The sequence below is a fragment of the Fructobacillus parabroussonetiae genome, assembly GCF_018437265.1.
Classification (GTDB): Bacteria; Bacillota; Bacilli; order Lactobacillales; family Lactobacillaceae; genus Fructobacillus; species Fructobacillus parabroussonetiae.
The window spans coordinates 25,068-46,023 of record NZ_JAAMFL010000002.1 but is presented as its reverse complement, the minus strand read 5'-3'; the positions used below and the strand labels follow the sequence as shown (position 1 = coordinate 46,023).

Here is a 20,956-nt window from a genome sequence, read left to right as displayed (position 1 = left end):
AAGCAGGACTTTGTCTAATCACTTAACAAAGTCCTGCCGGCAAAAGCTTTATTCCGAACTAATCGAGACGAAGGCGTTATAGCGGAGGTATTGATAATGCAAGCGCATGTTCGCATATTCCAGCGGCGTACCATCGTCCATGAAGAAAATCCCCTCCATGATCCCAACCGGTTCCGTCGCCTTCAGCTTCAGTAGCGATTGTTCCTCTTCATTGGAAGGCGCCGCCATAATGGTCATGAAAGAGCGGGTCACCTTTTTTTGTTTTTCCTTTTCAACGTAGCCATAAATCGATTGGGTGACGTTTTCTTTTTTCAATCCAGGTAGCAAAGAAATCGGCACATACCCATACTCGATCATAAAAGGAACGCCGCCAAGTTTTCGCAAACGCTTAATTTCATAAACGAAATCCCCATCGTTCAAAAAAAGCGCGGATTGCTGTTCCGGATTCGCCTGAATCACACGAAAGTCGAGCAACTCAATGGACGGTGCCTGCCCGTTAATTCGAAAGGAGTCCGACACGCCAAGGTTTGAGCCCTCGTGTTGAAAGATCGCCTGATTTTTCAAATAAAGCGGATTGACAAAAGTCCCCGATCCGCGCTTTTTAAAGATAATCCCCTGCTGAACTAAGACACTAAGCGCCCGCTTAATGGAGGAACGCGAAACACCATAGTCTTCGGCCATCGACCGTTCATCGGGCAACTTTAGATCCGGATAAGCACCCTGGTAAATTTTTGATTTGATATCGGCTTGCACCGTTACGTATTTTGATTCTGCCATGGGTCGATTTTACCATAGATTGGTCCGACCAGTTATTCTTTTGGGCTCCTTCACCCCTTGACCGCTGTGCTAAAATAACACTATGGCAAAAAAGAAAAAAGACAAAAAAACACTACCTGAACAAGTGCTCGACAAGCACCAGGTGCCCTATGAATCCTTGGCAATTAATGCCTTGGACTTAACGGAAGAAGAAAAGGCCGCCAAGTTCCAAGAACTCGGCATCCAAGAATCCGATATTTATAAGACCCTTGCGGCAAAGGGGGACAAAACCGGTCCAGTTGTGGCTGTTGTCCCCCTAACCGAACGGCTGGACATGAAAAAGCTAGCCGCGGTTTCCGGCAATAAAAAAGTCCACATGCTCCCCATGAAGGAACTCGAAAAGACAACGGGTTATGTCCACGGAGCCAACAACCCGGTGGGCATTTGGCAAAACAAACACTTTCCAATCTTTTTCGATCAGTCCGCTAAAGACGCAGCCTACTTCCTCGTTTCAGCCGGTGAGCTCGGTCGCTCTGACAAAGTCAATCCAGTCGATTTGGCGAAGATGATTGGTTCTTCTTTTGCAGAATTAACAGAATAAAAAAGACGTGTTGATTACGTATATCAACACGTCTTTTTATTACCAAGAATTATTCAGATTGGCAGGTGGAATTGGACCATTTTCAGGACCCCCCGCACGGTATTCTGGCGCCCGGTCGGCAAACTTAAAGGTCGGTTTGTTAAACATGAGGGTTGCGGTCCCTCGTGCTCCGGCACGGTTTTTTTCCAAAATCACATCGATTGGAACCGAATCCTGTTCTGGTTCCGGCGCACCTGCCGGTCCGTCTTCGCCATCTTCATTGCGATAGTAATCATCACGATAAAGGAAGGCAACGATGTCGGCATCCTGTTCAATCGAACCAGATTCACGCAAATCTGACAACACAGGACGCTTGTCCGTTCGTTGTTCAACACCACGGGAAAGCTGTGCCAGCGCGATAATTGGCGTATGCAATTCCTTGGCCAATTTCTTAATGGAACGAGAAACCTCCGAAACCGCCTGCTGACGGCTTTCGGTATTACCAGATTCAATCAGGCCCAGGTAATCAATCATGACCATCCCCAAAGGATGTGGGTTTTCATCACGTTCTTCCTCGGACATGTTTGCCAACAAATCCTTTTCAAGCTGACGTAATTTCGCCGCTATCTGGGTGATTCGAATCCCCGGTGTATCATCCATGTAGATCTTCATGTTCGAAAGTGACTGAAGCGCCACAGTCATAGAAGCCCAGTCGTCTTGTTCCATTTGACCAGTCGTTAAGTGGTTCGAATCAATGGATCCTTCTGCCGCCACCAAACGCGTCACCAGGTCGACCGCTCCCATTTCAAGGGAGAAAATCACAACCGGCACCTTTTCGGACTTGGCCGCATTCTTCGCCACGTTCAAGACAAAGGCCGTTTTACCAACGGCCGGACGGGCACCAATCACAATCATTTGATCTTCACGAAAGCCGTGGGTTAACTTATCGAGTTCCGGATAACCGGTCGCTAAGCCGACAATATCCGAATCGTTTTCCGCCGCTGCATCCAAGTTCTCCTGGAACTCTTTAATCACGTCTTGGATCCGTCGAAGATCATCATCGCCACGGTTTTGCGCCAATTGGTCCACTTCACGGGAAACTTCTTCCAGCAATTCGGTCGAATCTGTCCCGCCATCGTAGGCCAAAGACATGTTTTTCGTCAGCGTTTCAATCAAGCGGCGAAGCACGGCTTTTTCATGAACAATGTTGGCGTAGTGCTTTAAGTTCGCTGCCGAAGCCGTCGACTCCGCCAGTTCAGCCAGGTAAGCAATGCCACCGACGTTTTCCAATTGCTGGTTCGCGTTTAGTTTATCTTGCAGGGTCAGCACATCGATTGGTCGATCATCATTCACCAATGACTGCATGGCCTTAAAAATTTCTTGGTGAGCCGTCCGATAAAAGTCCTTTGGCTCCAAGATGGCTTGTGCCGATACCATGGCAGCATCTGACTTGACATCAAAGAAAATCGCCCCAAAGACGGCTTTTTCAGCTTCAATGTCTTGGGGCGCCTGCCGGTATTCGTTGGCCATTAATGAAACATCAGCCATGATTACCCCTCTTGTACGTGGACACGCAGATCGGCTTGTACCTTCTTGTGCAATTTAACCGGGATGGTTGTAAAGCCCATTGCATGAATGGGTTGGTTCATCAACAACTTCCGCTTATCCAACTTTACTTGGTACTGCTTTTCCAAAGCCGCCACGATTTGCTTTGACGAAACGGCACCGAAAAGACGACCGTCCGTTCCGGCTTTTCCAGGAATGGTGACGATGGTTTTTTCGTTTTCAAGCAGGGCCTTCAGTTCTTCAGCAGCTGCTAACTCAGCGGCAGCCTGCTTTTCCTCGGCCTTTTGGCGACCCTTCACCGCACCGAGATTCTTGCCCGTTGCAGGTTCCGCCTTCTTGTTTTTAATTAAGAAGTTATTGGCGTAGCCATCGGGTACTTCCTTGACTTCGCCCTTCTTACCGCGACCCTTTACATCTTCCAAAAATACAACTTTCATTTCTGCCTCCTTTTGGGGACGAGGTCCCGAGTCCTTTCTTCTATTATAACTTAAATCGACGCTTCTTCGGCTTCTTGTCCTTCAATTGCTTGAATCAACTGATCGTAGGCTTCCTTTGTCGTCGTGTCCGTCATTTGAGTGGCCGCATTGGACAAGTGACCGCCACCGCCCAAGTCTTCCATGACCGTCTGCACGTTAAAGTCACCATTGGAACGGGCCGAAATGCCAACACGTCCATCTTGGCGCTTTGTCAAAACAAAGGAGGCTTTGACGCCTTCAATTTGAAGCAATTCATCAGCGGCCTGAGCCGTAATAACACCAGGATAAATCGTCTCATTATCCCCAACCGAAATAGCCGCGTCCTCCCGGATTTCAGCTTGTGAAATCAATTCGGCACGGGCCTTAAAGTCGGCAAACTTCTCCTTCAAGAAGGATTGAATCAATTCGTTATCGGCCCCATTGGCACGTAGGTAGGAAGCCGCATCAAAGGTTCGAGATCCCGTACGAAGAACAAAGTTCTTTGTATCGACCTGGATACCACCCAACATGGCTGTGGCTTCCAAACGAGTAATTGGCGCACCCTTTTGGTTTTGATACTGCAACAATTCCGTCACTAATTCAGAAGTTGATGAAGCATAAGGCTCGATATAAGTTAGCATTGGCTTTTCTGACAAGCCGTCTTCTGCTAATCGGTGATGGTCAATGACCACCAAACGGTTTGAAAGATCATGCAAAAGTTCTGGTGCTCCGGTCAATTGTTCCTTGGCGTGGTCAACCAAAATCAAGAGCGATTGATCCGTTGCGCGTTCGAGCGCATCTTTTTCAGAAATAACCGAAGCGCCCAGGTTAACACCCGGTTGCGCATCTTCTGGATCCGTGTTTCGAACGGCCCGAAGAAGCGATTGGATATCGGAGAAGATGTGTTCTTCATCGACAACGACAAAGGCTTTCTTTTCACGCGTTTGTGCAAAACGCCAAAGGCCCATCGCTGAACCGACGGCATCCAAGTCAGGCATTTTGTGGCCAACCACGAAAATTTGGTCCGCCTGGTCCATTAATTCGGCAATCGTCTGCGAAATCACACGAGCCCGGACACGGGTCCGCTTTTCCATCGGATTCGTCGTTCCACCGTAGAAACGAGCCGGTGCATCTTCGGCTTTCACCACAACCTGATCACCACCACGGCCAAGGGCCAGGTCAAGGTTCGTCTGAGCCAACTGAACCAGGGAGTTAATGTCTTTTTCACCATAGGCAATCCCCATTGACAAAGTCAGAGGCGAATTCTGCTGAGCCGTGGCTTCACGAATGGCTTTGACGACGGAAAACTTGTCGTCTTCCGCCCGCTGCAAATCCAACTGATAACCCATCAGCAGATAAGAAACCGGTGATAAACGGCGGACGTACAAATCATACTTTTTTGCCCAATTCGTCAGCTGCTCAGTCACTTCGGTTCGCAACTTCGACGTCTCGGAATCCGGCATTCCTTCCGTCACTTCTTCGTAGTTATCAACCGAAACAATTCCCGTCACTAACCGGTGGTCGGCTAAGTTCTTTTCAAGGGCGACGTTTTCGGTTGTATCCAACAGGTACAAAGCACCCAGGTCTTTTTGATAGTCAATCGTAAAGGAGCGGTCCAACCAGTGAATGGTTGATTCGCCATCGTTTTCAATCGCTGATTTGATTCCCTCTTCATCGTCAAGCAAGTTACTTCCGATGATGTCACGGTCACCAAGCAATTCTTGTATGTATGGGTTTACCCATACAACACGCTGGTCGCCAAACAAAATAATACCGACCGGCATTTGCAAAACAGCTTCTTGCTGACCAGTCTTCACTCGATAAGTCAGCTCCTCCAAATAGGATTCGGAGTCCTGGCTAGCCAAAATCAGCTGGCGAACAAGGGCAGCTGCCATTAACACCAACAACAAAAGCCAGACAAGGCCAAAAATCCAATTAACAAAAATGGCCAGTCCCAATGACAGCACTGTCACAACAGTGGCCATGGCCGCTGACATCACAAAAGTCTTATTTTGTTGGTAACGGGATAAGGCCCCGATATTTAAAAACGTCTTCATGTTTTCCTCAACAATCTTTATATCCTAGGACTTATTTTACCATAATTTGCTAGCTGAAATTGACGCCGCAAAAAGCGAGCATGAGTGAAATAAAAAAAGCAGGACCGCAGTCCTGCTTTTTTAACCATTAATCTTCAGTGACGAATGGCAACAACGCCATGATGCGGGCGCGCTTAATAGCGGCCGTTACCTTACGTTGGTTCTTTGCTGACGTTCCAGTCACACGACGTGGCAAGATCTTACCACGTTCTGAGATGAAGCGTTCCAACAATTCCGTGTCCTTGTAGTCAACGTATTCGATGTGGTTGGCTGCAATGTAGTCAACCTTACGGCGACGACGTGGGCCGCCTTGTGGGCGACGACGTTGTGGACGTGCGTTTTGTTCTGACATGAGTATGCTCCTTTCTGAAAAGAATTTTTAGAATGGCAAATCGTCATCTGAGATGTCGATTTCCGAATTTGAGTTGGCGGCAAATGGGTTAGCACTTTGGCTGCCAGCTTGATTGTTATTTTGACTGTTACTTGCAAATGGATCAGCTGCGGCAGAGCCGTAGTTGTTGTTTCCTGCAAAAGAACCGCTCTGACTCTGGTCAGAGGAGCCGTTTTGTGCACGACGACGTTCTGAATCAGCCTTTGACTCCAACAATGAGAAGTTGTCGACTGAAACTTCCGTCACGTAAACACGTTGGCCTGCGTTGTTTTCGTAGTTACGCGTTTGCAAGCGACCTTCGATCGCAACCATGGCGCCCTTGCCAGTAAAGTTGGCAAAGTTTTCCGCTGCCTTCCGCCAGATAACGGCGTTAATAAAGTCAGCTTCACGGTCACCATTGGCGTTGGTGAAGTTCCGGTTTACGGCAATCGTAAAGGAACCTACCGCCACCCCAGACTGGGTATAGCGCAATTCCACATCACGGGTTAACCGTCCAATTAAAACTACTCGATTAATCATCTTTTAGGTTCCTCCCGGTGGAATTTCGGTTTACTTTTCGTCTGCTTTAACGATCATGTGACGCAAGATGTCGGCTGAGATCTTTGCCAAACGGTCGAATTCGTTTGCTGCTTCGTTAGAATCAGCAGTGAATTCGATTACGTGGTAAGTACCTTCGCGGTAACCAGCGATTTCGTAAGCGAAACGGCGGTTAGCGGCCCAGTCAGCTGACTTGGTAACGTTCGCACCGTTGTCAGACAAGATACCGTCAAAGCGTTCTACGAGCGCCTTCTTGGCATCGGCTTCCATGTCGGGGCGAATGATATAAGTTAATTCGTATGCTGTGGTCATCGATTTTTCCTCCTTTTGGTCTCTGGCAACCGGCTGGTTGCAAGGAGTGCGTGCAATGTCTGCACTCACGTCTATTTAATATACTAAATTTCGCGACTTTTCGCAAGGGGAATCAGAACCTCCACCAGAGCTCTTCTCCCCTACACCTAATCATACGAAAAAAGTCGGTGAAATACACCGACTTTTTCACGATTTTTTATTCTTTTTCGGCAACGGTTTCCTTTGCTTGGCGCAAGCCAATTCCTGTCAAAGCAGAAAGCAGGGAAAAGACCGGCGAAAGCAGGGCCAAGAAGGTAAAGGGAACGAAAGCCAGGACGGAAACGTGTAAGGTTTGGCTGGCAAAAGCCCCCGCAACACCCCATGGGACCAAGTAGTTAGCAATTGCACCGGAATCTTCCATCGCCCGGGACAAGGCCAAAGGCGACAGGCCAAAGCGCTTGTAGTCTTCCTTAAATAACTGACCAGGGAGCATGGTTGACAGGTACTGTTCGCCCACCAAGAAGTTGGTGGCAATACCAGTCACCAGGGTAGCAAAGACAAGCGATCGTTGGGACTTGAGCTTTGAAACCAAGGGGTTCATCACCGCTCGCAAAATGCCTAAGTTGGACAACAGGCCACCAAGGCCAAGGGCCAACATGATCAGCATGATGGTGTCCATCATGGCGACCATCCCCCCACGGTTCAGCAAAGCAATCAGGGTTGCATTGTGGGAACTCGTCTTGAAACCATTCACCACCAAATTCGACCAAGTCGTTAGTGAGTGGCCGGAAAGCAAGTAAAAGGCAGAACAGGTCACAACGTTCAATAACAAGGAAGGAATGGCCGGGATTTTTTTCAAAGCCGTCACGAAAATGAGGACAATCGGCACAATCGCCCACCAAGTTGGCTGAATCAAGCTTGTTAAGCTCGACCCTTCGGCCGCGAGGTTCCCACCATGGCCACCGGTCATTCCAAAGGCAAAGGCCAAAATCAAGCTGACCAGGAGTGCCGGAATGGTCGTCCACATCAGGTTTTTCAAATGGGCAAAAAGATCAACTTCCGCAACGGCTGCCGCAAGGTTCGTTGAATCGGACAAGGGGGAACTCTTATCCCCAAAAATGGCTCCTGAAATGATAAAGCCGGCGACCATGGCTGGATGGAAGCCAATGGTTGTTCCAATCCCCATGAGCGCTACACCAACCGTAGACATGGTGGTAAAGGCAGAACCGATCATCATGCCAACCAGGGCACAGGTCAAAAGTGCCGTTGGCAAAAACCACTGGGGGTTAATGAGCTTAAAGCCCGCCCAAATCATCGTTGGGATGACACCGGTACCAAGCCACAGCGCAATCATGGCACCAATCAAAAGGAAAAGAAAGAGTGGCGCAATTCCCGCCTCAATTCCCTTGATCAAGGCAGCTTGCGCGTCTTTAAAGGAAACACCAATGAGGCGCATCAATAAGACAACCCAGGCAATCGCTACAAGCAAAGGAGCGATTGGGGCCAGGCCAAGGCCAATAATGCCCCCAGCTAAAATCACCACTACTCCTAAAAGAAGAAGGGTTGAGAATGTTCGATTTAATGTTTTCATTTTAATTCCACTATCTGGTAATCAAGCGATTACCCCTTTAATTCGTTCGTTTTCTTCGTTTTCATCGATGCCCAATACAGGCCAATATTGACCAGCACCATGGCCGCAAAAACCGAAAAGAAGAGCCCGGCAAACCAGCCATGATCAAGCATCAGACCACCATACACCGGCCCTAACATTCGGCCAAGCGAAATCATCATGCCGACAAAGCCCTGGGCTTGCCCAGAGACTTTTTTAGGTGTTACTTGTGCGACCCAGGCCGGAACCTGTGGTGACGCCAGCATCTCACCAACCGTCAACAGCTCAAAGACCAGGACAATCTGCCAAAACTGATTAACAAAAAGCATCAGGAAGAAGGAGCTGGCAAAAATCAAGCCACCCGCAATGACGGAAATCGCGTAGTTTCGCTTGTTGGCCCAATTGGAAATCATCTTTTGGAAAATAATGATGGTCAGCCCATTCAGAACCCAAAGATTGGCATAGTGTGCCGTCGAAATCCCAATGCGATGAAGATAGGTCGCCATGACCGTTTCCCAAAGCATGTAAGAAAGATACATTAATAGAAGAAAGGCGGCAATCCAACCAAGTAAAACCGTCATTTTGAGCTTTGGCCGACCAGCTTCAACGGTTTCTTTGACTTCCGGCGAATCGGACAAAACCGTTTGGTTTTCGACCTCTTGTACAGCTGTTGAAACCGGTGCCACTTCTGTGTCTACGTTAAAGAACAGCAAAACGACAAGGCCCAAGGTCAGGTACAGAATGGAAGCGATCAACATTAACCAAGAAAAACCGTAGTCGAAGAGGTAGCCAACGACTAAAGTACCCAGCACGACGCCGACATTCAAGACGATGTACATGTTGTTGAATATCACGCGCGTGTTTTTGCCGGTCACCGTCGTGGCAAAAGCGTTGAGCAAGGTCGTGATAGCACCCAAACCGAGCGAAGCGGTCCAAATTAGAATGGCAAAAATCGGCCAACCATTATAAAAGAAGAGCGTCCCAACGGAACAAAAAGCAATCGCCGAAGCAATCAGCAGAGCGGGATAAGGGCGCCATCGGTCGAAGAGTTGCCCGGCAATGAAGGAACCCAAAACGTTCATTAATGCCGCGACCAAAAGAACTAAGCCCGACATGGTCAAGGTCTGACCCAGTGACAGCGTCATGTGCAACGTTGTGACTGGCCAAATCATCGCGTGCCCCGTATTGGCGGCCAGGTTGGCTAAGAGCAGCCATTTTTCATTCAATTTTTTGCTTGAATTCATTGTCATTGCACGCCTCCTAGCCGTTCTTCATTCGTATCGCTTGTTTTTTGCAAAAAAGCACTTGCTTAAAACCTTTTAACTTCTATTCTACCAGGGAGCCGTACCAATTGGTGAGACTTTTTCAATAACAGCTTTCTTATCATAAAGTAACCGGTTTCATTTTTTTGCCTTTTTACGAATATCTCCTGATTTTTACTTTCGTATCGTTTATAATGTAGTGGATAGAAAAAAAGAGAAAAAGGGGAATCTTATGGTGAAAGAATTACAAACCTTAGTAACGTTCTTCGGTGCAACTGGTGATCTTGCCAAGCGCCTGCTGTACCCATCCGTTTTCAACTTGTACAAGAAAGGCTACCTGGTCGACGACTTTGCCATCGTGGGTACGTCTCGTCAAGAGTTAACGGACGCCGAATACCAAGACATGGTTCGCACGTCAGTCTCAAAGGGACAGGACAAGGACCAAGTTGAAAGCTTCTTGAAGCATTTCTCTTACATCGCCTCTGATGTAACCGAAGCTGCTGGTTATGCCGGCTTGAAAGCTCAAATCGAAGAAGCCTCCGCCAAGTTCAACGTGGTTGGTAACCGTATCTTTTACTTAGCCGTTGCCCCTCGTTTCTTTGGAACCATTGCCCAATACTTGAAGTCCGAAGGCCTCATGTCTGATAAGGGCTACAACCGCATTATGATTGAGAAGCCTTTCGGTACATCATACGAAACGGCCGAACAATTGCAAAACGAATTGACGCAGGCCTTCGACGAAGACCAGGTCTATCGAATCGACCACTTCATGGGTAAGGAACAAGTCATGGGCATTGCCCCACTTCGTTTCGGTAACCCAATGCTGAACACGGCCTGGAACAAGGACTACATCAAAAACGTCCAAGTTACCTTGGCCGAAACACTCGGCGTTGAAGAACGTGCAGGCTACTACGATACTGCCGGTGCCCTTTTGGACATGATCCAAAACCACACGATGCAAATCATCGGTTGGTTAGCCATGGAAGAACCAAAGGACTTCTCTGACGTTGCCATTCGTAACGCCAAGAACGCCGCTTTCTCCGCTCTTGAGATCTACGATGCCAAGGGTGCTGACCGTTACTTCGTGCGTGGTCAATACGATGCCAGCCAAACGGTTGACGGCCACGTGGCCTACACCGATGAGCCAGATGTGCCAAAGGATTCACAGACCAACACTTACATTGCCGGTGAGTTGCACTTCAACACGCCACGTTGGGAAGGTGTGCCTTTCTACATCCGTTCTGGTAAGCGCATGGCGGCTAAGACGACTCGGATTGACGTTGTCTTCAAGGCTGGCGCCTTCAAGTTTGGTGGCCAGCAAGAACCACAAGAAACGGTTCTTTCAATCGTTGTCTCACCGGATGCTCACATCACCATGTCGATGAACGCCAAGGAAGTTTCCGATAACTTCTCAACGCAGTTAATCAACTTGAACTGGGCACCAACCGATCAACAAAAGGCCGAAACGCCTGCTCCTTATGAGCGTTTGCTTCACGACGCCATGGACGGCAACGGCTCAAACTTCGCTGACTGGCACGGTGTGGCCACTGCTTGGAAGTTTGTTGACGCACTTTCAGCGGCCTATGCTGATAACAAGGCCCCACTTTACAAATATGCTTCTGACACGATGGGTCCTAAGGAAGCCGATGAATTGCTGGCTAAGAACGGTGACTCATGGTTTTTCAAGGGTTAATCACCCATTAAAAAAAGGCGGTTCACTTCTGTGTGCCGCTTTTTTACTGCCTTATAACATACTTTTGACTAACCCAAGGACATGAAGGAGAAAGCCCGAATCAACTAAGACGTATAAGCCAATTAAAATGTAGCAAACTTTCATTAGTTTTTCGCCGAAGCGGTCAATCAAGATCGCCAGAACTTTGTTTTCGGCTAAGAAACGAAGAACAAAAACAATGATGACCGTCAACAAAGCAATGACTAGTAGTTCCCAAGTAAAGGTTAGCCAATCAACGCCGAGTAACGCTGGTAGAAAGAGTGCCAAATTACAGCCCGCACAGACTGATAAATAGGTGGTCAACACAAGCCAAAAGGGTGACCGTCGCGTCTTTTCACCCGCTTCCTCATCGTCATCGCGAAAGGCTAAGTAAATGGGCAGAAAGCCTAAAATCCCCAGCAACCATTCCGGCAAGAACCTTTCGAGGATTTCCCCCGCCAGAAAACTGAGCACCATTAACAAGAGCGTACCAAAAAGGTAGGCCAAGAGCACCGACCGAAAGGGATACTTCTTCAGTAAGAAAAGCATCATCAGGAAAAAGTCGAGGTTGACCGCCAAAAAAGTCAGCATTAAAAGATAAAAATTCATAAGGGCCTTTCTAAATATATGATAAATGATTCATTTATAAGGTATGAATAGTTTATCATATTTTTTATTGGCTGCGTCTGTTAACTAAAAAAGGCCGTCAACCTAGACGCCCTTTTCATACAATCACTTTTTATAAATTCTTTTCCATCAACAGATCCCGTTGCTTGTCATCGCCAACTTGGAAAACATGATCCGAAAAAGGTCGAAAGCCCTTCTTTTTATAGACGGCAAGCGCCCGTTCATTGTGTTCCCAAACACCGAGCCAGAGGCGACTTTTACCAGCTGCTCGGGCCAGTGTTTCGGCGTAGTTAAAAAAGCGCGAACCAAGCCCTTTGCCTTGAAAGTCGGACAAAAAATAAATCCGCTCAATTTCGAACGCATCGTCTCCCTGGTCCTCACTTTGCGCCGCATCGCGATTCACTTTTAAGTAGCCGGCAATTTTCTCACCAACCAGGCAAAAATAAAAAGACGAGCCAGCCGTTTTCAATTCCTTTTCAAGCTGTTTTGGCGCGTAGGCTTCATCCAAAAAAGCCAGGAGATCTTCCTCAGTATTATCAGCGGCAAAAGTCTCGGTAAAAGTCTGCCGGCTGATGGCCACCAGTTGCGTTAAATCCTTCTCCGTCACTTTTTCAATGCGCACGTTTTCCATTAAACATCCTCCAAATCAAAGACGGGGTTATCCAAAAGACCCGTTTCTGCCTGAAAGGTTCTTAGAAAATCCTTCATGTAAGCCTTTCGTTTTTCGCCTTCCGCCTTGCCTGCCGCCGTATTTAGCTGCTCGGGCAATAGAAATAATTTTTCATAGAAATGATTGACCGAGGGGTTTTGGTTCTTTCGGTAGGTCGCCTTATCCTTGATTTCTTGAACTGGCAGAACCGTCGGATCAGCCAAAGGCCGGCCTTTGGCACCACCATAGGCAAAGACGCGGGCAATCCCAATGGCACCCAGCGCCTCAATTCGATCTGCATCCTGAACGTATTGGCCAAGGGCTGACAAGTCATGGTGCTGGGCCAAATTGGCCGAATAGGACAAGTGTTGGATTGTGTCGAGCACATCCGCCACAGCCGCTGGTGAAAACCCGCTGTCATTCAGCAGTTTTTCCACCTTGACGAGCTGTTTTGGTACATCATCGACGACTTTGTCATCAATCGTATCGTGCAAGAGACCAGCCGCTCGAATCACTGCCTCGTCATCTGCGGTCATTGCCTCATGATCGTTCATGAAGAAAGCAACACCCCAGTCCGCCACTCGCTGCGCGTGGTAAAAATCGTGGCCAGAAGCATCCCCTTCCAAAGTCGCCAGAGCAAACTCATGAATCTTTTTCAAATCAGCCATTTAGCCTCCGCCCTTTCAGCATGCGCTAGTTTACTTATTCTATTATGGATTAAAAACCGATTCAAGTGTCGCCATTTTGTAAAATTTGTTACACTATGGGGGTATTCAAAAAAATAAAGAATAGGAAATTATATGTCATTTTTAGAATTGAAAAACATTCATAAGTCTTACTTCCTGGGCTCACAAGAGTTTCCCGTTTTAAAGGGGATTAACCTTGACTTTGACCTGGGTGACTTTGTTTCCATCCTTGGTGAATCCGGTGGTGGTAAGTCAACGTTGATGAACATCATCGGCGGCCTGGATCGAAACTTCAACGGTGAAGTCTTGGTCAACGGCAAGAAGCTTGACCACAAGCAGGAAAAAGCACTGGACAAGTACCGTCGCGAGACGATTGGGTACATCTACCAGTCCTATAACCTGATTTCCCACCTTTCTGTCCTCGACAACGTCTTAGTTTCATTGGACATGACGACTTTGTCAAAGAAAGAACGGGAACAACGTGCCAAGAACCTCTTGTCAAAGGTTGGCCTGGATGGTCAAATCAAGAAGTACCCCAACCAGTTATCCGGTGGTCAAAAGCAACGTGTTGCCATTGCCCGTGCCCTGGCCTCTGATCCAAAAGTCATCATCGCTGACGAGCCGACTGGTGCACTGGACGCCCAAAACACAAAAGAAGTCCTGGCCCTGTTGAACGAGATTGCGGCAGAAGGCCGTTTGGTCATTACCGTGACCCACTCAGAAGCCGTTGCCGAAGCCGGTACACGAATCGTGCGCTTGGCCGATGGTCAAATCGAATCCGACGAACGAATCAAGCCGGCCTATCCTGAACAAGACAAGGAAATGATTCCTTCCCGTTCGCTGCCACGTCGTGCTTCGATTAAAACCGCCTTTAAGCACTTCCGACACAACCTTGGCACCAATTCCTTGATCATTCTTGGAACGTCCATCGGACTTTTTGCCGTTATCCTTTTCTCCGGCTTAGGTAATGGGATTTCTGGCTACATGTCCAGTCAAATCACGAAGTTGGCCAACCCCCAGGTCATGTCGGTTTCGCGTTACGTCAAATCCGACGATGACGACGATTCCATGTCCGCCTTTACAACGGATCAGGAAACGCCAGCCTTCACAACAGCACAGCTGAACCAGCTGAAGACTCAAAAGCACGTGAAGGCGGTCGAAGCCTCCTTCACCGCAACGAACGTGAACGTTGCCTACAATAATCAAAACGTGAAGATGCGTTCATTGACGAACTGGACGTCATCAAACACGACCGATTCAGTCAAAGCCGGCCACGCCCCAACCAAGGAAGGCGAAGTTTTGCTTGATCAGTCAGCGGTCGCAGAAAAGTTTAACAAGAACAACTATAAGGACTTGATTGGTAAGCAAGTAACGCTTTCTTACCAATCACAAAACGCCCAAGGATCAGCCGTGACCGTGAACTTCACAGCTACTGTTTCCGGTATCGGCCACTCCGACGGTAAGGGTGCACAGGTCAACGCCGTGAACACGACGACTTTGCAAAAGGCCATGCAGGCTGCCGGCCTGAGCGCCGATCCAACAGATATCTCGGTTAAGGTCGATGACTTAGACAACGTCGAAGATACCGCCAAGGCCATCGACAAAATCAAGGATGGCCAGACTCGTCTTTACAAGACGTCAACCATCCAAAGCTTGATTAGCCAGATTCAAACTTACGTCAACCTGGCAACGTCAATCCTTTCAACGATCGCTGGTATCTCCTTGATCGTGTCGGCCTTGATGATCATCGTCACGATGTTCATGTCAGTGGCCGCTCGTACCAAGGAAATTGGTATCTTACGAGCCCTTGGTGAATCAAAGCGTGATATTCGCTGGTTGTTCATCTCAGAATCACTCATTACTGGTTTGTTGTCCGCCTCACTGGCAACGGCCATTGCTTATCTCGCACAAACTGGTGTCAATGCCCTCTTGAAGGGAACAGCGGATTACGCCTTTGTCCAAATCACAGGGGCAAACGTCTTCAGCGCCTTCATCTTAGCCTTGATTATCTCCTTGCTGGCTGCGCTCTTACCTGCTCGTCGCGCAGCAAAGCTCAACCCAATCGATGCCTTATCAGCTGAATAATGGCTGGTTTTGCTCACTTAAAAAGTCGTCACCAATTGAAATTGGTGGCGACTTTTTATTATGGCAACTCCGTGGGTGGCAAATCTTCTAAGTAAGCCCGAAAGAACGGGCAATCAAAGAATGCGGCCAATTCGTTTCCGTATAAATGGCAAAAGGTTAATAGGATCAAAAGATCCGGCATCACCTGCCCCGATTCGTATTTCGAAATCGCGGATTGGGACAAGTGCAAGCGATTGGCAACGGCCGTCTGCGAGTACCCGCGCATCAAGCGGGCTTTACGCAAGCGGTTCGCCACCTCCTCTTGGATCTCTTGCCGGAAGGAAAGCTCCATCCATTTATGATCAAATTGTTCAATTGTTGCGGGATGTACAAGAACCATTGCGCTCCTCCTATCATGGTACTTGTTTGATTCCCTTCCTACTCTCTGTCTTGGCCCTATTATAACCAGTCATGGGACTGAACCACAAGGAAAAAGACGAACATTTGTTCGTTTTATTCAAAAGATTCATAACTATAGACAAATCCGTATTTTTCGTATTAAAAAAGTCGGCCATCAGCCGACTGTTTGCTTCGTTTCATTAAAAATAAACGCCCGAGATTGGTAGCCCAATGGCCACCAAGTAAATTGCCCAGCCCCAGAGCAAGAAACCGACAATTTCAGCCACTGTCTGCTGCCATGGCAGGTGCCAGAAGAATTGCTTTTCCTTTTTCAGCACCCGGTAAATCTGATCAATGATGATCCAGACAATCAGGCCAAACAATGTCCCAGATCCTTGGGTAATGGAGGAGTCGTAATTGGCCCAAATGATGAAAACAATGCTCAACACAATCGATGACAAGACGAAAATTCCACGGCTAAAGTCGATGAAGACCCCGCCGCCAATTGAAAGGGCCTCAGTTTTCTTATCTTCTTCCGTGCGGAAGAGTTGTTCCCAACCAATCCGTACGAGCGAAGCTAAAATGCCTCCCAAAAAGCCAACCCAAAGGGCATTGAAAATAATCGTCCCAAGCATGCATCGTTCTCCTTTTCTTCACTTTTCTAATCATAGCACTTTTCCTAGTAGAAGAAAAAGAAGGGCCTTTCTTCCAAAAGGCTAGTCCTAGCATGCTTCTGGGACAAGCACCAGATTTTTTTGTTATAATAGGGCATTGAAAGGCCCTTTTAAACGAGCAATTTAGAACGCCTTTACCGATTAAAAAACACGGATTGCAACGATTTGAAACGTTGCCCATCACGGAGGTTTTTCTGTTGAAAGTCAAACGCGAAAACATGATCGATTACTACACATTCGGTTCGACCGCCGAACTCCTTCTTTACCTCGGTATCGAGCGGGAAACGCTCTTTCACCGCGCCAAGTTGCGTGGAATTGATTTGAACGGCACCTATACAGAAGAAGACCTGGCTGCCCTAAAACCTGAAAAGAACGCCTACCTTGGCTCACTGAACGCTGAGACCGAAGCCGAGGTCGAAGTCTTAAAGATGAAACTTCAATTGTTGGAATCACAACTTGGTTACAAGGACCAACAATTAGAAGATCGGAAAGAACACATCGACACGCTAAAGGCGACACTTCAAAAGGCTGAACAAAACCTCGAGAAGACGCAAACGACAGTCGATCAGCAACAGCACCTTCAAATGGCGACCCTTTCTCAATTAGACAAAGTCACGTCACGTGTTCAGCGAATCGAAATGGAAGATGAGCAAAAGAAGCACTGGTGGTCACGTAAAAAGAATAAGTAACGCATTCTTTGCTTAAGCTATTAGTCGTCGTTTTTCGACATGCTGACCATAAGAACAGGGTCCTGACATTTTGGTCAAGTAGTTACTATCGGAATCTATCGAACTTTAGTAGTTGTTGTCGTGTAATTAATTCTGGAACCTATATTTTAATGAATAACGAAAAAAGATATACCGAACTAACTGAAAATGAAAGAATCATTTTCAACTCTATAGAGGAAATTACCAATCACTTAAACGATGATATTGACAATCCTGTTTCATTATCTTTTTACCTTTGGAAGATGGGAATAGATGATCCTCAAGCAAAAGAGAAAATTATTCAATCAACATTAAAACTAATATTAAATTCAAAGGACCCCTTAAGTTTAACAAAACAAGATTTTACCAATGAGTTTAAAACTATATCTGAACTGTTCGAAACAGGTAATTCGTATATAATTACTTATGTTTTAAAGTGGATTGGACTAAATGTTTCTCCTATCGCTTATACGATTTCTCAAAATATTGAGTGAAATCATTATTCATAGTTAATATAACCGGGAGAATAGAAACAAGGAGAAAACAATGCTTCAAACAAAAACCGTTTCCAGTATTACGTCCGCAGCCACTTTTGACGATAAAATGAACCGAAATTTAAAGGACTTACAAGATAATGGTTATAAAATTATCGATATTAAATTATCTTCTTCCTTTTGGTTTTATTATATCGGCATGATTACCTACGAATAAAATCCCGATCATCAACACCTCTGGGTAAAAGTGAAGCAGATGATCGTCACTGTTTCGGGCCTTAAGCCCAGTAGAAAACAGCCACTATTTCCCATTTCATATGGCCCCCGAAATTTGGAAAATCCAAATTTCGGTTTTTTTATACGGTTATCATCGATGCTCCCTATTTACAATAAAATATTTTTTTATAAATAATCCCATTGAATTCATTTTATTATCAACAGTACATTATGAATACGATTTATAAGAATATGAAATGGAAGCACTGACAAAAAACGCTACCTTAAGGATGTAACATATTACGTGCTTGGAATTTCGGACAGAAAGAATGATAATCAAAAACAAGGAGGTGTCAGATGACTTTAGGTAATCAATTACAAAAAATACGCCAACGAAAAGGCATGACACAAGAATTAGTTGCACATCAATTATTTATCACCAGACAAACTGTTTCAAGATGGGAAAACGACTCTGTTTTACCGCCACTTGCAGCGTTGACTGATTTATCAACATTATATGATGTTCCACTTTCTGAACTGTTAGGAGAAAATAAGACACACATGAATAAAAAAATTAATCCATTCGCTTTATTAGGATCAGTAGTTTTTAACTTTTTTACATTCTTAACCTTAGGCCTTACATTACTCACAGTATGGCTTTCCTCTTGGTTAATCGCAGCAGCCTTTATTTTAAGTCCAGTAATGCTTTTAACTGTTGTTCTATTGGGCATACAACACTTAGCTATTCTACAAACATTGTTATGCATCTTGTTCTTTGCCATTGGCTTAAGTATTGTAAAGCCCCTCAAAAACATCAGCAATTTACTATACGGTTTTGCCCGAAACTATATTCGATACAATATCAACAATGTTTTTTACACGACCGAAATCACTCAGGGCTAAGACAAATATTTAACCAACGAGTAAATATCAAATAAACACCAACATCCCCAAGTCGTTTCTATAGACTTAAATAAAGATAAAAACAGCCGCTCCTATCGAGCGGCTGTTTTTTCTTATCTAAATTAAATTAGGCGAAGTAATGTTGATCTTGTTTGGCGATGTTATCTTTGACCGTCGTTGAATACCAGAATGGTACGTGAATCTTTCCAATAACGTGTTTCTTCGAAACAAAACCAAAATAACGAGAATCATTTGATACCGAACGGTGATCACCAAGGACGAAGTAGCTATCCTTTGGCACAACCGTTTTGTTTTGGTCACTCTTCTCCCAAGGGCCAGTCGATGACAAAGTCTTTAGCGACCATGAAGAACCAAAGGACGAAGCTGTGCCGGCGTTTTGCTCTTCGCTACTAATGTAAGATTCGTTAACCTTCTTACCATTTACGTAAAGCAACCCGTCCTTGTATTCAACCGTGTCACCCGCAACGGCAATCACACGCTTGACGTAATCCTTGTTACCGGCTTTGATGCGTGGGTCTTCCTTACGTGCATCAAAGACCACGACGTCACCACGCTTTAGATTCTGTGTTTTTTGTACAACGACCTTTTGCTGATCCAGCAAGTTTGGATCCATCGAGTCTCCGTTGATTGTCACAATGTTAACCCAAAAAGTCGTAATAGCTACGTAGGCCAAAATCCCAATGGCGATTGGCACTACCCAGTTCCAGATAAATGCTAGTAATTTCTTCATAATCATAACCTCAGTCTAAGCTTACTCGTCTTTTCTAGCTGGTGCAAGGTTGCACAGGGGGATTTCCATGCCCTGCCGGCTTTTTAACCAATTCTTTAAGAACGCAAAGTATTAATCACAATCCGGTAAGTTGCTTGATCACCAATTCCTGTTGTTTCAAAGGAAATGAGACCGTGGGACTTGTCCAGTTTCGTTAAGTCGCCTTCTTGAAAGTGCGACATCACAAGATTTAAGGGATTTGGTCCAGGAAAGGATTTGAGCCAGTCAATCACCAGGTAATCACCGAATGAAAAACAGAGCACCCGATAGTCTAAAACCGGATTCTCTTCACCTTCCGCCGTTAAAATCGGCAGTGGTGAATTGGGCGAATGCACCAGTTGAAGTGAAACCCAATACTCACGCCTTTTAAGCTGTAAATCCTTGATTGTTGTTTTCATGATCCGTTCCGTTCAATTGGTCTTTGGTAATTCCGACAGCACCGCTTCTTCGTAAGGAATGGAAGGTAGCGCACCAGCAGCGGCCACCGTAATCGATGAGGCTGCAACCGCGTATCGGATGGCGCCTTCGATGTTATCAAAGGAAGGAGCCAAGCGAGAAAGCAGCGCACCAATAAAGGTATCGCCGGCAGCCGTTGTGTCAATCGCCGTTGTCTTAATGGCTGGAATCATGACTTCCTTGCCGGATTTAGCCTTGTAAAAGGCGCCTTTATCACCCAGCGTGATCAACACGTGTTCCAAGCCTAAATCAAAAAAAAACTCAGCGTTAGCAATTAAAGAGGCCCGGTCCGTCACTGGAATGTTAGTGATCAGGGCTGCCTCGTGCTCGTTTGGAATAATCAAATCCGTCTGCGCCAACAAGGCCTTTGGTAAGTCTTCCTGGTCAGGAACGGGAGCGGGATTCAAAACCGTCGTCACCCCCGCCTTTTTCGCTTCTTTAAAAGCCGTCAACGCCGTCTCCAACGGAATCTCCAGCTGCGTTAAGCAAAAGCCCGATCCCTTTAAGGCCGCTTGTTGGTCCCAAATATCTTTTGCCGAAAGGTCGCCGTTTGCACCTTCGTAAACGTAGATAATGTTATCGCCCGTGGCCTTTGAAACGGTGATATAGGCCTGCCCAGTTTGAAACTTGTCTGAATGGAGCAAATAGGCCAAATTTAAGTTTTCTTCTTGGACCTTCGAGCCAAGGTCAAATTCCTTACCCACTTTACTAATAAAGTTGGCTTTAGCACCTGAACGGGCGATCGCAACCGCTTGGTTCAAGCCCTTTCCACCCATCACCTCTTCTTGGTGCTGGCCAATCGATAATGTCTCACCCGACTGTGCCAAACGTGGCACTCGGGTAACGCGGTCCAAATTCGTCGAACCGACAATCGTTACTTGCTTTTTCATAGTCAACCCTTTTCATCGAAACGCGTTGTTTTCACTTTCTATTTTACTAGAAAGTCGCGACTTTGGCAGTAAAAATGCGCAAAGTCATCGAAGGCCGGCTGCCCTGTCTGCTATAATAGAAGGTAGATGTTATCACTTTGATGGAGG

At 46.5% G+C, this 20,956-nt stretch carries 24 protein-coding genes; 7 read left to right on the top strand and 17 right to left on the bottom strand.

Annotated features, from left to right (window positions below; translation table 11 throughout):
- Nucleotides 1-48: 48 nt before the first annotated feature.
- Entirely contained in the window at nucleotides 49-777 is a 729-nt protein-coding gene (locus tag G6R30_RS01355; RefSeq protein ID WP_213820721.1) for a GntR family transcriptional regulator, read from the bottom strand.
- 82 nt (nucleotides 778-859) lie between these two features.
- Between G6R30_RS01355 and G6R30_RS01350 the strand changes: the two genes are divergently transcribed.
- Nucleotides 860-1,357, top strand: coding sequence for an aminoacyl-tRNA deacylase (locus tag G6R30_RS01350; RefSeq protein ID WP_213820719.1), 498 nt, complete (start codon nucleotides 860-862; stop codon nucleotides 1,355-1,357).
- Between the two features lie 39 nt (nucleotides 1,358-1,396).
- Here G6R30_RS01350 and dnaB read toward each other — a convergent pair whose 3' ends face one another.
- The 8 genes from dnaB to G6R30_RS01310 all read right to left on the bottom strand — a co-directional run bounded on the left by dnaB (nucleotide 1,397) and on the right by G6R30_RS01310 (nucleotide 9,531).
- Complete coding sequence (dnaB, locus tag G6R30_RS01345) at nucleotides 1,397-2,884, bottom strand: replicative DNA helicase (RefSeq protein ID WP_213820717.1); 1,488 nt, start codon at nucleotides 2,882-2,884, stop codon at nucleotides 1,397-1,399.
- A 2-nt stretch (nucleotides 2,885-2,886) separates the two neighbouring features.
- The gene (gene rplI / locus G6R30_RS01340) at nucleotides 2,887-3,339 is read right to left on the bottom strand and encodes a 50S ribosomal protein L9 (RefSeq protein ID WP_213820715.1); all 453 of its coding nucleotides are present in this window, start codon (nucleotides 3,337-3,339) and stop codon (nucleotides 2,887-2,889) included.
- A gap of 50 nt (nucleotides 3,340-3,389) precedes the next feature.
- Nucleotides 3,390-5,414, bottom strand: a complete 2,025-nt coding sequence (locus G6R30_RS01335; protein ID WP_213820713.1) for a DHH family phosphoesterase — start codon at nucleotides 5,412-5,414, stop codon at nucleotides 3,390-3,392.
- A 127-nt stretch (nucleotides 5,415-5,541) separates the two neighbouring features.
- On the bottom strand, nucleotides 5,542-5,805 hold the full coding sequence (gene rpsR, locus G6R30_RS01330) for a 30S ribosomal protein S18 (RefSeq protein WP_213809430.1): 264 nt from the start codon (nucleotides 5,803-5,805) through the stop codon (nucleotides 5,542-5,544).
- A 27-nt stretch (nucleotides 5,806-5,832) separates the two neighbouring features.
- Nucleotides 5,833-6,363: a single-stranded DNA-binding protein gene (gene ssb / locus G6R30_RS01325; RefSeq protein ID WP_213820712.1), complete on the bottom strand. Its 531-nt coding sequence runs from the start codon at nucleotides 6,361-6,363 to the stop codon at nucleotides 5,833-5,835.
- Nucleotides 6,364-6,393: 30 nt separating this feature from the next.
- A complete protein-coding gene (gene rpsF, locus G6R30_RS01320; RefSeq protein WP_213820710.1) occupies nucleotides 6,394-6,693 on the bottom strand; it encodes a 30S ribosomal protein S6 in 300 nt (99 codons plus the stop codon).
- A 196-nt stretch (nucleotides 6,694-6,889) separates the two neighbouring features.
- Nucleotides 6,890-8,263: a Na+/H+ antiporter NhaC family protein gene (locus tag G6R30_RS01315; protein WP_213820708.1), complete on the bottom strand. Its 1,374-nt coding sequence runs from the start codon at nucleotides 8,261-8,263 to the stop codon at nucleotides 6,890-6,892.
- Nucleotides 8,264-8,292: 29 nt separating this feature from the next.
- Nucleotides 8,293-9,531 (bottom strand): MFS transporter, encoded by a 1,239-nt coding sequence (locus G6R30_RS01310; RefSeq protein ID WP_213820706.1) that lies wholly within the window; start codon nucleotides 9,529-9,531, stop codon nucleotides 8,293-8,295.
- A 244-nt stretch (nucleotides 9,532-9,775) separates the two neighbouring features.
- Here G6R30_RS01310 and zwf point away from each other — a divergent pair, with 244 nt between their 5' ends.
- Nucleotides 9,776-11,236 carry a glucose-6-phosphate dehydrogenase gene (zwf, locus tag G6R30_RS01305; RefSeq protein WP_213820704.1) on the top strand — a complete coding sequence of 487 codons (1,461 nt, stop codon included), beginning with the start codon at nucleotides 9,776-9,778 and terminating at the stop codon, nucleotides 11,234-11,236.
- Nucleotides 11,237-11,287: 51 nt separating this feature from the next.
- Here the strand turns inward: zwf and G6R30_RS01300 are convergent, their stop codons facing one another.
- The 3 genes from G6R30_RS01300 to G6R30_RS01290 form a co-directional block, all read right to left on the bottom strand.
- Nucleotides 11,288-11,863: a cadmium resistance transporter gene (locus tag G6R30_RS01300; protein WP_213820702.1), complete on the bottom strand. Its 576-nt coding sequence runs from the start codon at nucleotides 11,861-11,863 to the stop codon at nucleotides 11,288-11,290.
- A 130-nt stretch (nucleotides 11,864-11,993) separates the two neighbouring features.
- Nucleotides 11,994-12,512: a GNAT family N-acetyltransferase gene (locus tag G6R30_RS01295; protein ID WP_213820700.1), complete on the bottom strand. Its 519-nt coding sequence runs from the start codon at nucleotides 12,510-12,512 to the stop codon at nucleotides 11,994-11,996.
- Complete coding sequence (locus G6R30_RS01290; protein ID WP_213820698.1) at nucleotides 12,512-13,198, bottom strand: HD domain-containing protein; 687 nt, start codon at nucleotides 13,196-13,198, stop codon at nucleotides 12,512-12,514. The genes G6R30_RS01295 and G6R30_RS01290 overlap by 1 nt, the downstream gene beginning before the upstream one ends.
- Nucleotides 13,199-13,330: 132 nt before the next feature.
- Between G6R30_RS01290 and G6R30_RS01285 the strand changes: the two genes are divergently transcribed.
- Nucleotides 13,331-15,301 carry an ABC transporter ATP-binding protein/permease gene (locus G6R30_RS01285; protein WP_213820695.1) on the top strand — a complete coding sequence of 657 codons (1,971 nt, stop codon included), beginning with the start codon at nucleotides 13,331-13,333 and terminating at the stop codon, nucleotides 15,299-15,301.
- 58 nt (nucleotides 15,302-15,359) lie between these two features.
- On the opposite strand, the gene G6R30_RS01280 is transcribed toward G6R30_RS01285, so the two are convergent.
- Nucleotides 15,360-15,680: a helix-turn-helix domain-containing protein gene (locus tag G6R30_RS01280; protein ID WP_213820693.1), complete on the bottom strand. Its 321-nt coding sequence runs from the start codon at nucleotides 15,678-15,680 to the stop codon at nucleotides 15,360-15,362.
- 199 nt (nucleotides 15,681-15,879) lie between these two features.
- Nucleotides 15,880-16,314 (bottom strand): DUF1440 domain-containing protein, encoded by a 435-nt coding sequence (locus G6R30_RS01275; RefSeq protein WP_213820691.1) that lies wholly within the window; start codon nucleotides 16,312-16,314, stop codon nucleotides 15,880-15,882.
- A 236-nt stretch (nucleotides 16,315-16,550) separates the two neighbouring features.
- Between G6R30_RS01275 and G6R30_RS01270 the strand changes: the two genes are divergently transcribed.
- The 4 genes from G6R30_RS01270 (at nucleotide 16,551) to G6R30_RS01255 (ending at nucleotide 18,673) form a co-directional block, all read left to right on the top strand.
- Nucleotides 16,551-17,042, top strand: coding sequence for a hypothetical protein (locus G6R30_RS01270; protein ID WP_213820689.1), 492 nt, complete (start codon nucleotides 16,551-16,553; stop codon nucleotides 17,040-17,042).
- A gap of 149 nt (nucleotides 17,043-17,191) precedes the next feature.
- Entirely contained in the window at nucleotides 17,192-17,554 is a 363-nt protein-coding gene (locus G6R30_RS01265; protein ID WP_213820687.1) for a hypothetical protein, read from the top strand.
- A 52-nt stretch (nucleotides 17,555-17,606) separates the two neighbouring features.
- Nucleotides 17,607-17,771, top strand: coding sequence for a hypothetical protein (locus G6R30_RS01260; protein WP_213820685.1), 165 nt, complete (start codon nucleotides 17,607-17,609; stop codon nucleotides 17,769-17,771).
- Nucleotides 17,772-18,127: 356 nt separating this feature from the next.
- Nucleotides 18,128-18,673 carry a helix-turn-helix domain-containing protein gene (locus G6R30_RS01255; RefSeq protein WP_213820683.1) on the top strand — a complete coding sequence of 182 codons (546 nt, stop codon included), beginning with the start codon at nucleotides 18,128-18,130 and terminating at the stop codon, nucleotides 18,671-18,673.
- A gap of 127 nt (nucleotides 18,674-18,800) precedes the next feature.
- On the opposite strand, the gene lepB is transcribed toward G6R30_RS01255, so the two are convergent.
- The 3 genes from lepB to G6R30_RS01240 all read right to left on the bottom strand — a co-directional run bounded on the left by lepB (nucleotide 18,801) and on the right by G6R30_RS01240 (nucleotide 20,809).
- Nucleotides 18,801-19,424, bottom strand: a complete 624-nt coding sequence (gene lepB, locus G6R30_RS01250) for a signal peptidase I (protein ID WP_238476759.1) — start codon at nucleotides 19,422-19,424, stop codon at nucleotides 18,801-18,803.
- Nucleotides 19,425-19,519: 95 nt separating this feature from the next.
- Complete coding sequence (locus tag G6R30_RS01245; RefSeq protein WP_213820679.1) at nucleotides 19,520-19,861, bottom strand: hypothetical protein; 342 nt, start codon at nucleotides 19,859-19,861, stop codon at nucleotides 19,520-19,522.
- A 12-nt stretch (nucleotides 19,862-19,873) separates the two neighbouring features.
- A complete protein-coding gene (locus G6R30_RS01240) occupies nucleotides 19,874-20,809 on the bottom strand; it encodes a ribokinase (protein ID WP_213820677.1) in 936 nt (311 codons plus the stop codon).
- Nucleotides 20,810-20,956: the final 147 nt, after the last annotated feature.

Bases quoted from the DNA above. Each gene is read 5' to 3' on its own strand.
- ssb (WP_213820712.1), bottom strand. From the start codon at position 6,363: ATGATTAATCGAGTAGTTTTAATTGGACGGTTAACCCGTGATGTGGAA.
- G6R30_RS01275 (WP_213820691.1), bottom strand. From the start codon at position 16,314: ATGCTTGGGACGATTATTTTCAATGCCCTTTGGGTTGGCTTTTTGGGA.
- G6R30_RS01260 (WP_213820685.1), top strand. From the start codon at position 17,607: ATGCTTCAAACAAAAACCGTTTCCAGTATTACGTCCGCAGCCACTTTT.
- dnaB (WP_213820717.1), bottom strand. From the start codon at position 2,884: ATGGCTGATGTTTCATTAATGGCCAACGAATACCGGCAGGCGCCCCAA.
- G6R30_RS01240 (WP_213820677.1), bottom strand. From the start codon at position 20,809: ATGAAAAAGCAAGTAACGATTGTCGGTTCGACGAATTTGGACCGCGTT.
- G6R30_RS01300 (WP_213820702.1), bottom strand. From the start codon at position 11,863: ATGAATTTTTATCTTTTAATGCTGACTTTTTTGGCGGTCAACCTCGAC.
- G6R30_RS01315 (WP_213820708.1), bottom strand. From the start codon at position 8,263: ATGAAAACATTAAATCGAACATTCTCAACCCTTCTTCTTTTAGGAGTA.
- G6R30_RS01255 (WP_213820683.1), top strand. From the start codon at position 18,128: ATGACTTTAGGTAATCAATTACAAAAAATACGCCAACGAAAAGGCATG.
- rplI (WP_213820715.1), bottom strand. From the start codon at position 3,339: ATGAAAGTTGTATTTTTGGAAGATGTAAAGGGTCGCGGTAAGAAGGGC.
- lepB (WP_238476759.1), bottom strand. From the start codon at position 19,424: ATGAAGAAATTACTAGCATTTATCTGGAACTGGGTAGTGCCAATCGCC.
- G6R30_RS01265 (WP_213820687.1), top strand. From the start codon at position 17,192: ATGAATAACGAAAAAAGATATACCGAACTAACTGAAAATGAAAGAATC.
- zwf (WP_213820704.1), top strand. From the start codon at position 9,776: ATGGTGAAAGAATTACAAACCTTAGTAACGTTCTTCGGTGCAACTGGT.
- rpsR (WP_213809430.1), bottom strand. From the start codon at position 5,805: ATGTCAGAACAAAACGCACGTCCACAACGTCGTCGCCCACAAGGCGGC.
- G6R30_RS01245 (WP_213820679.1), bottom strand. From the start codon at position 19,861: ATGAAAACAACAATCAAGGATTTACAGCTTAAAAGGCGTGAGTATTGG.
- rpsF (WP_213820710.1), bottom strand. From the start codon at position 6,693: ATGACCACAGCATACGAATTAACTTATATCATTCGCCCCGACATGGAA.
- G6R30_RS01285 (WP_213820695.1), top strand. From the start codon at position 13,331: ATGTCATTTTTAGAATTGAAAAACATTCATAAGTCTTACTTCCTGGGC.
- G6R30_RS01335 (WP_213820713.1), bottom strand. From the start codon at position 5,414: ATGAAGACGTTTTTAAATATCGGGGCCTTATCCCGTTACCAACAAAAT.
- G6R30_RS01295 (WP_213820700.1), bottom strand. From the start codon at position 12,512: ATGGAAAACGTGCGCATTGAAAAAGTGACGGAGAAGGATTTAACGCAA.
- G6R30_RS01290 (WP_213820698.1), bottom strand. From the start codon at position 13,198: ATGGCTGATTTGAAAAAGATTCATGAGTTTGCTCTGGCGACTTTGGAA.
- G6R30_RS01355 (WP_213820721.1), bottom strand. From the start codon at position 777: ATGGCAGAATCAAAATACGTAACGGTGCAAGCCGATATCAAATCAAAA.
- G6R30_RS01280 (WP_213820693.1), bottom strand. From the start codon at position 15,680: ATGGTTCTTGTACATCCCGCAACAATTGAACAATTTGATCATAAATGG.
- G6R30_RS01310 (WP_213820706.1), bottom strand. From the start codon at position 9,531: ATGACAATGAATTCAAGCAAAAAATTGAATGAAAAATGGCTGCTCTTA.
- G6R30_RS01350 (WP_213820719.1), top strand. From the start codon at position 860: ATGGCAAAAAAGAAAAAAGACAAAAAAACACTACCTGAACAAGTGCTC.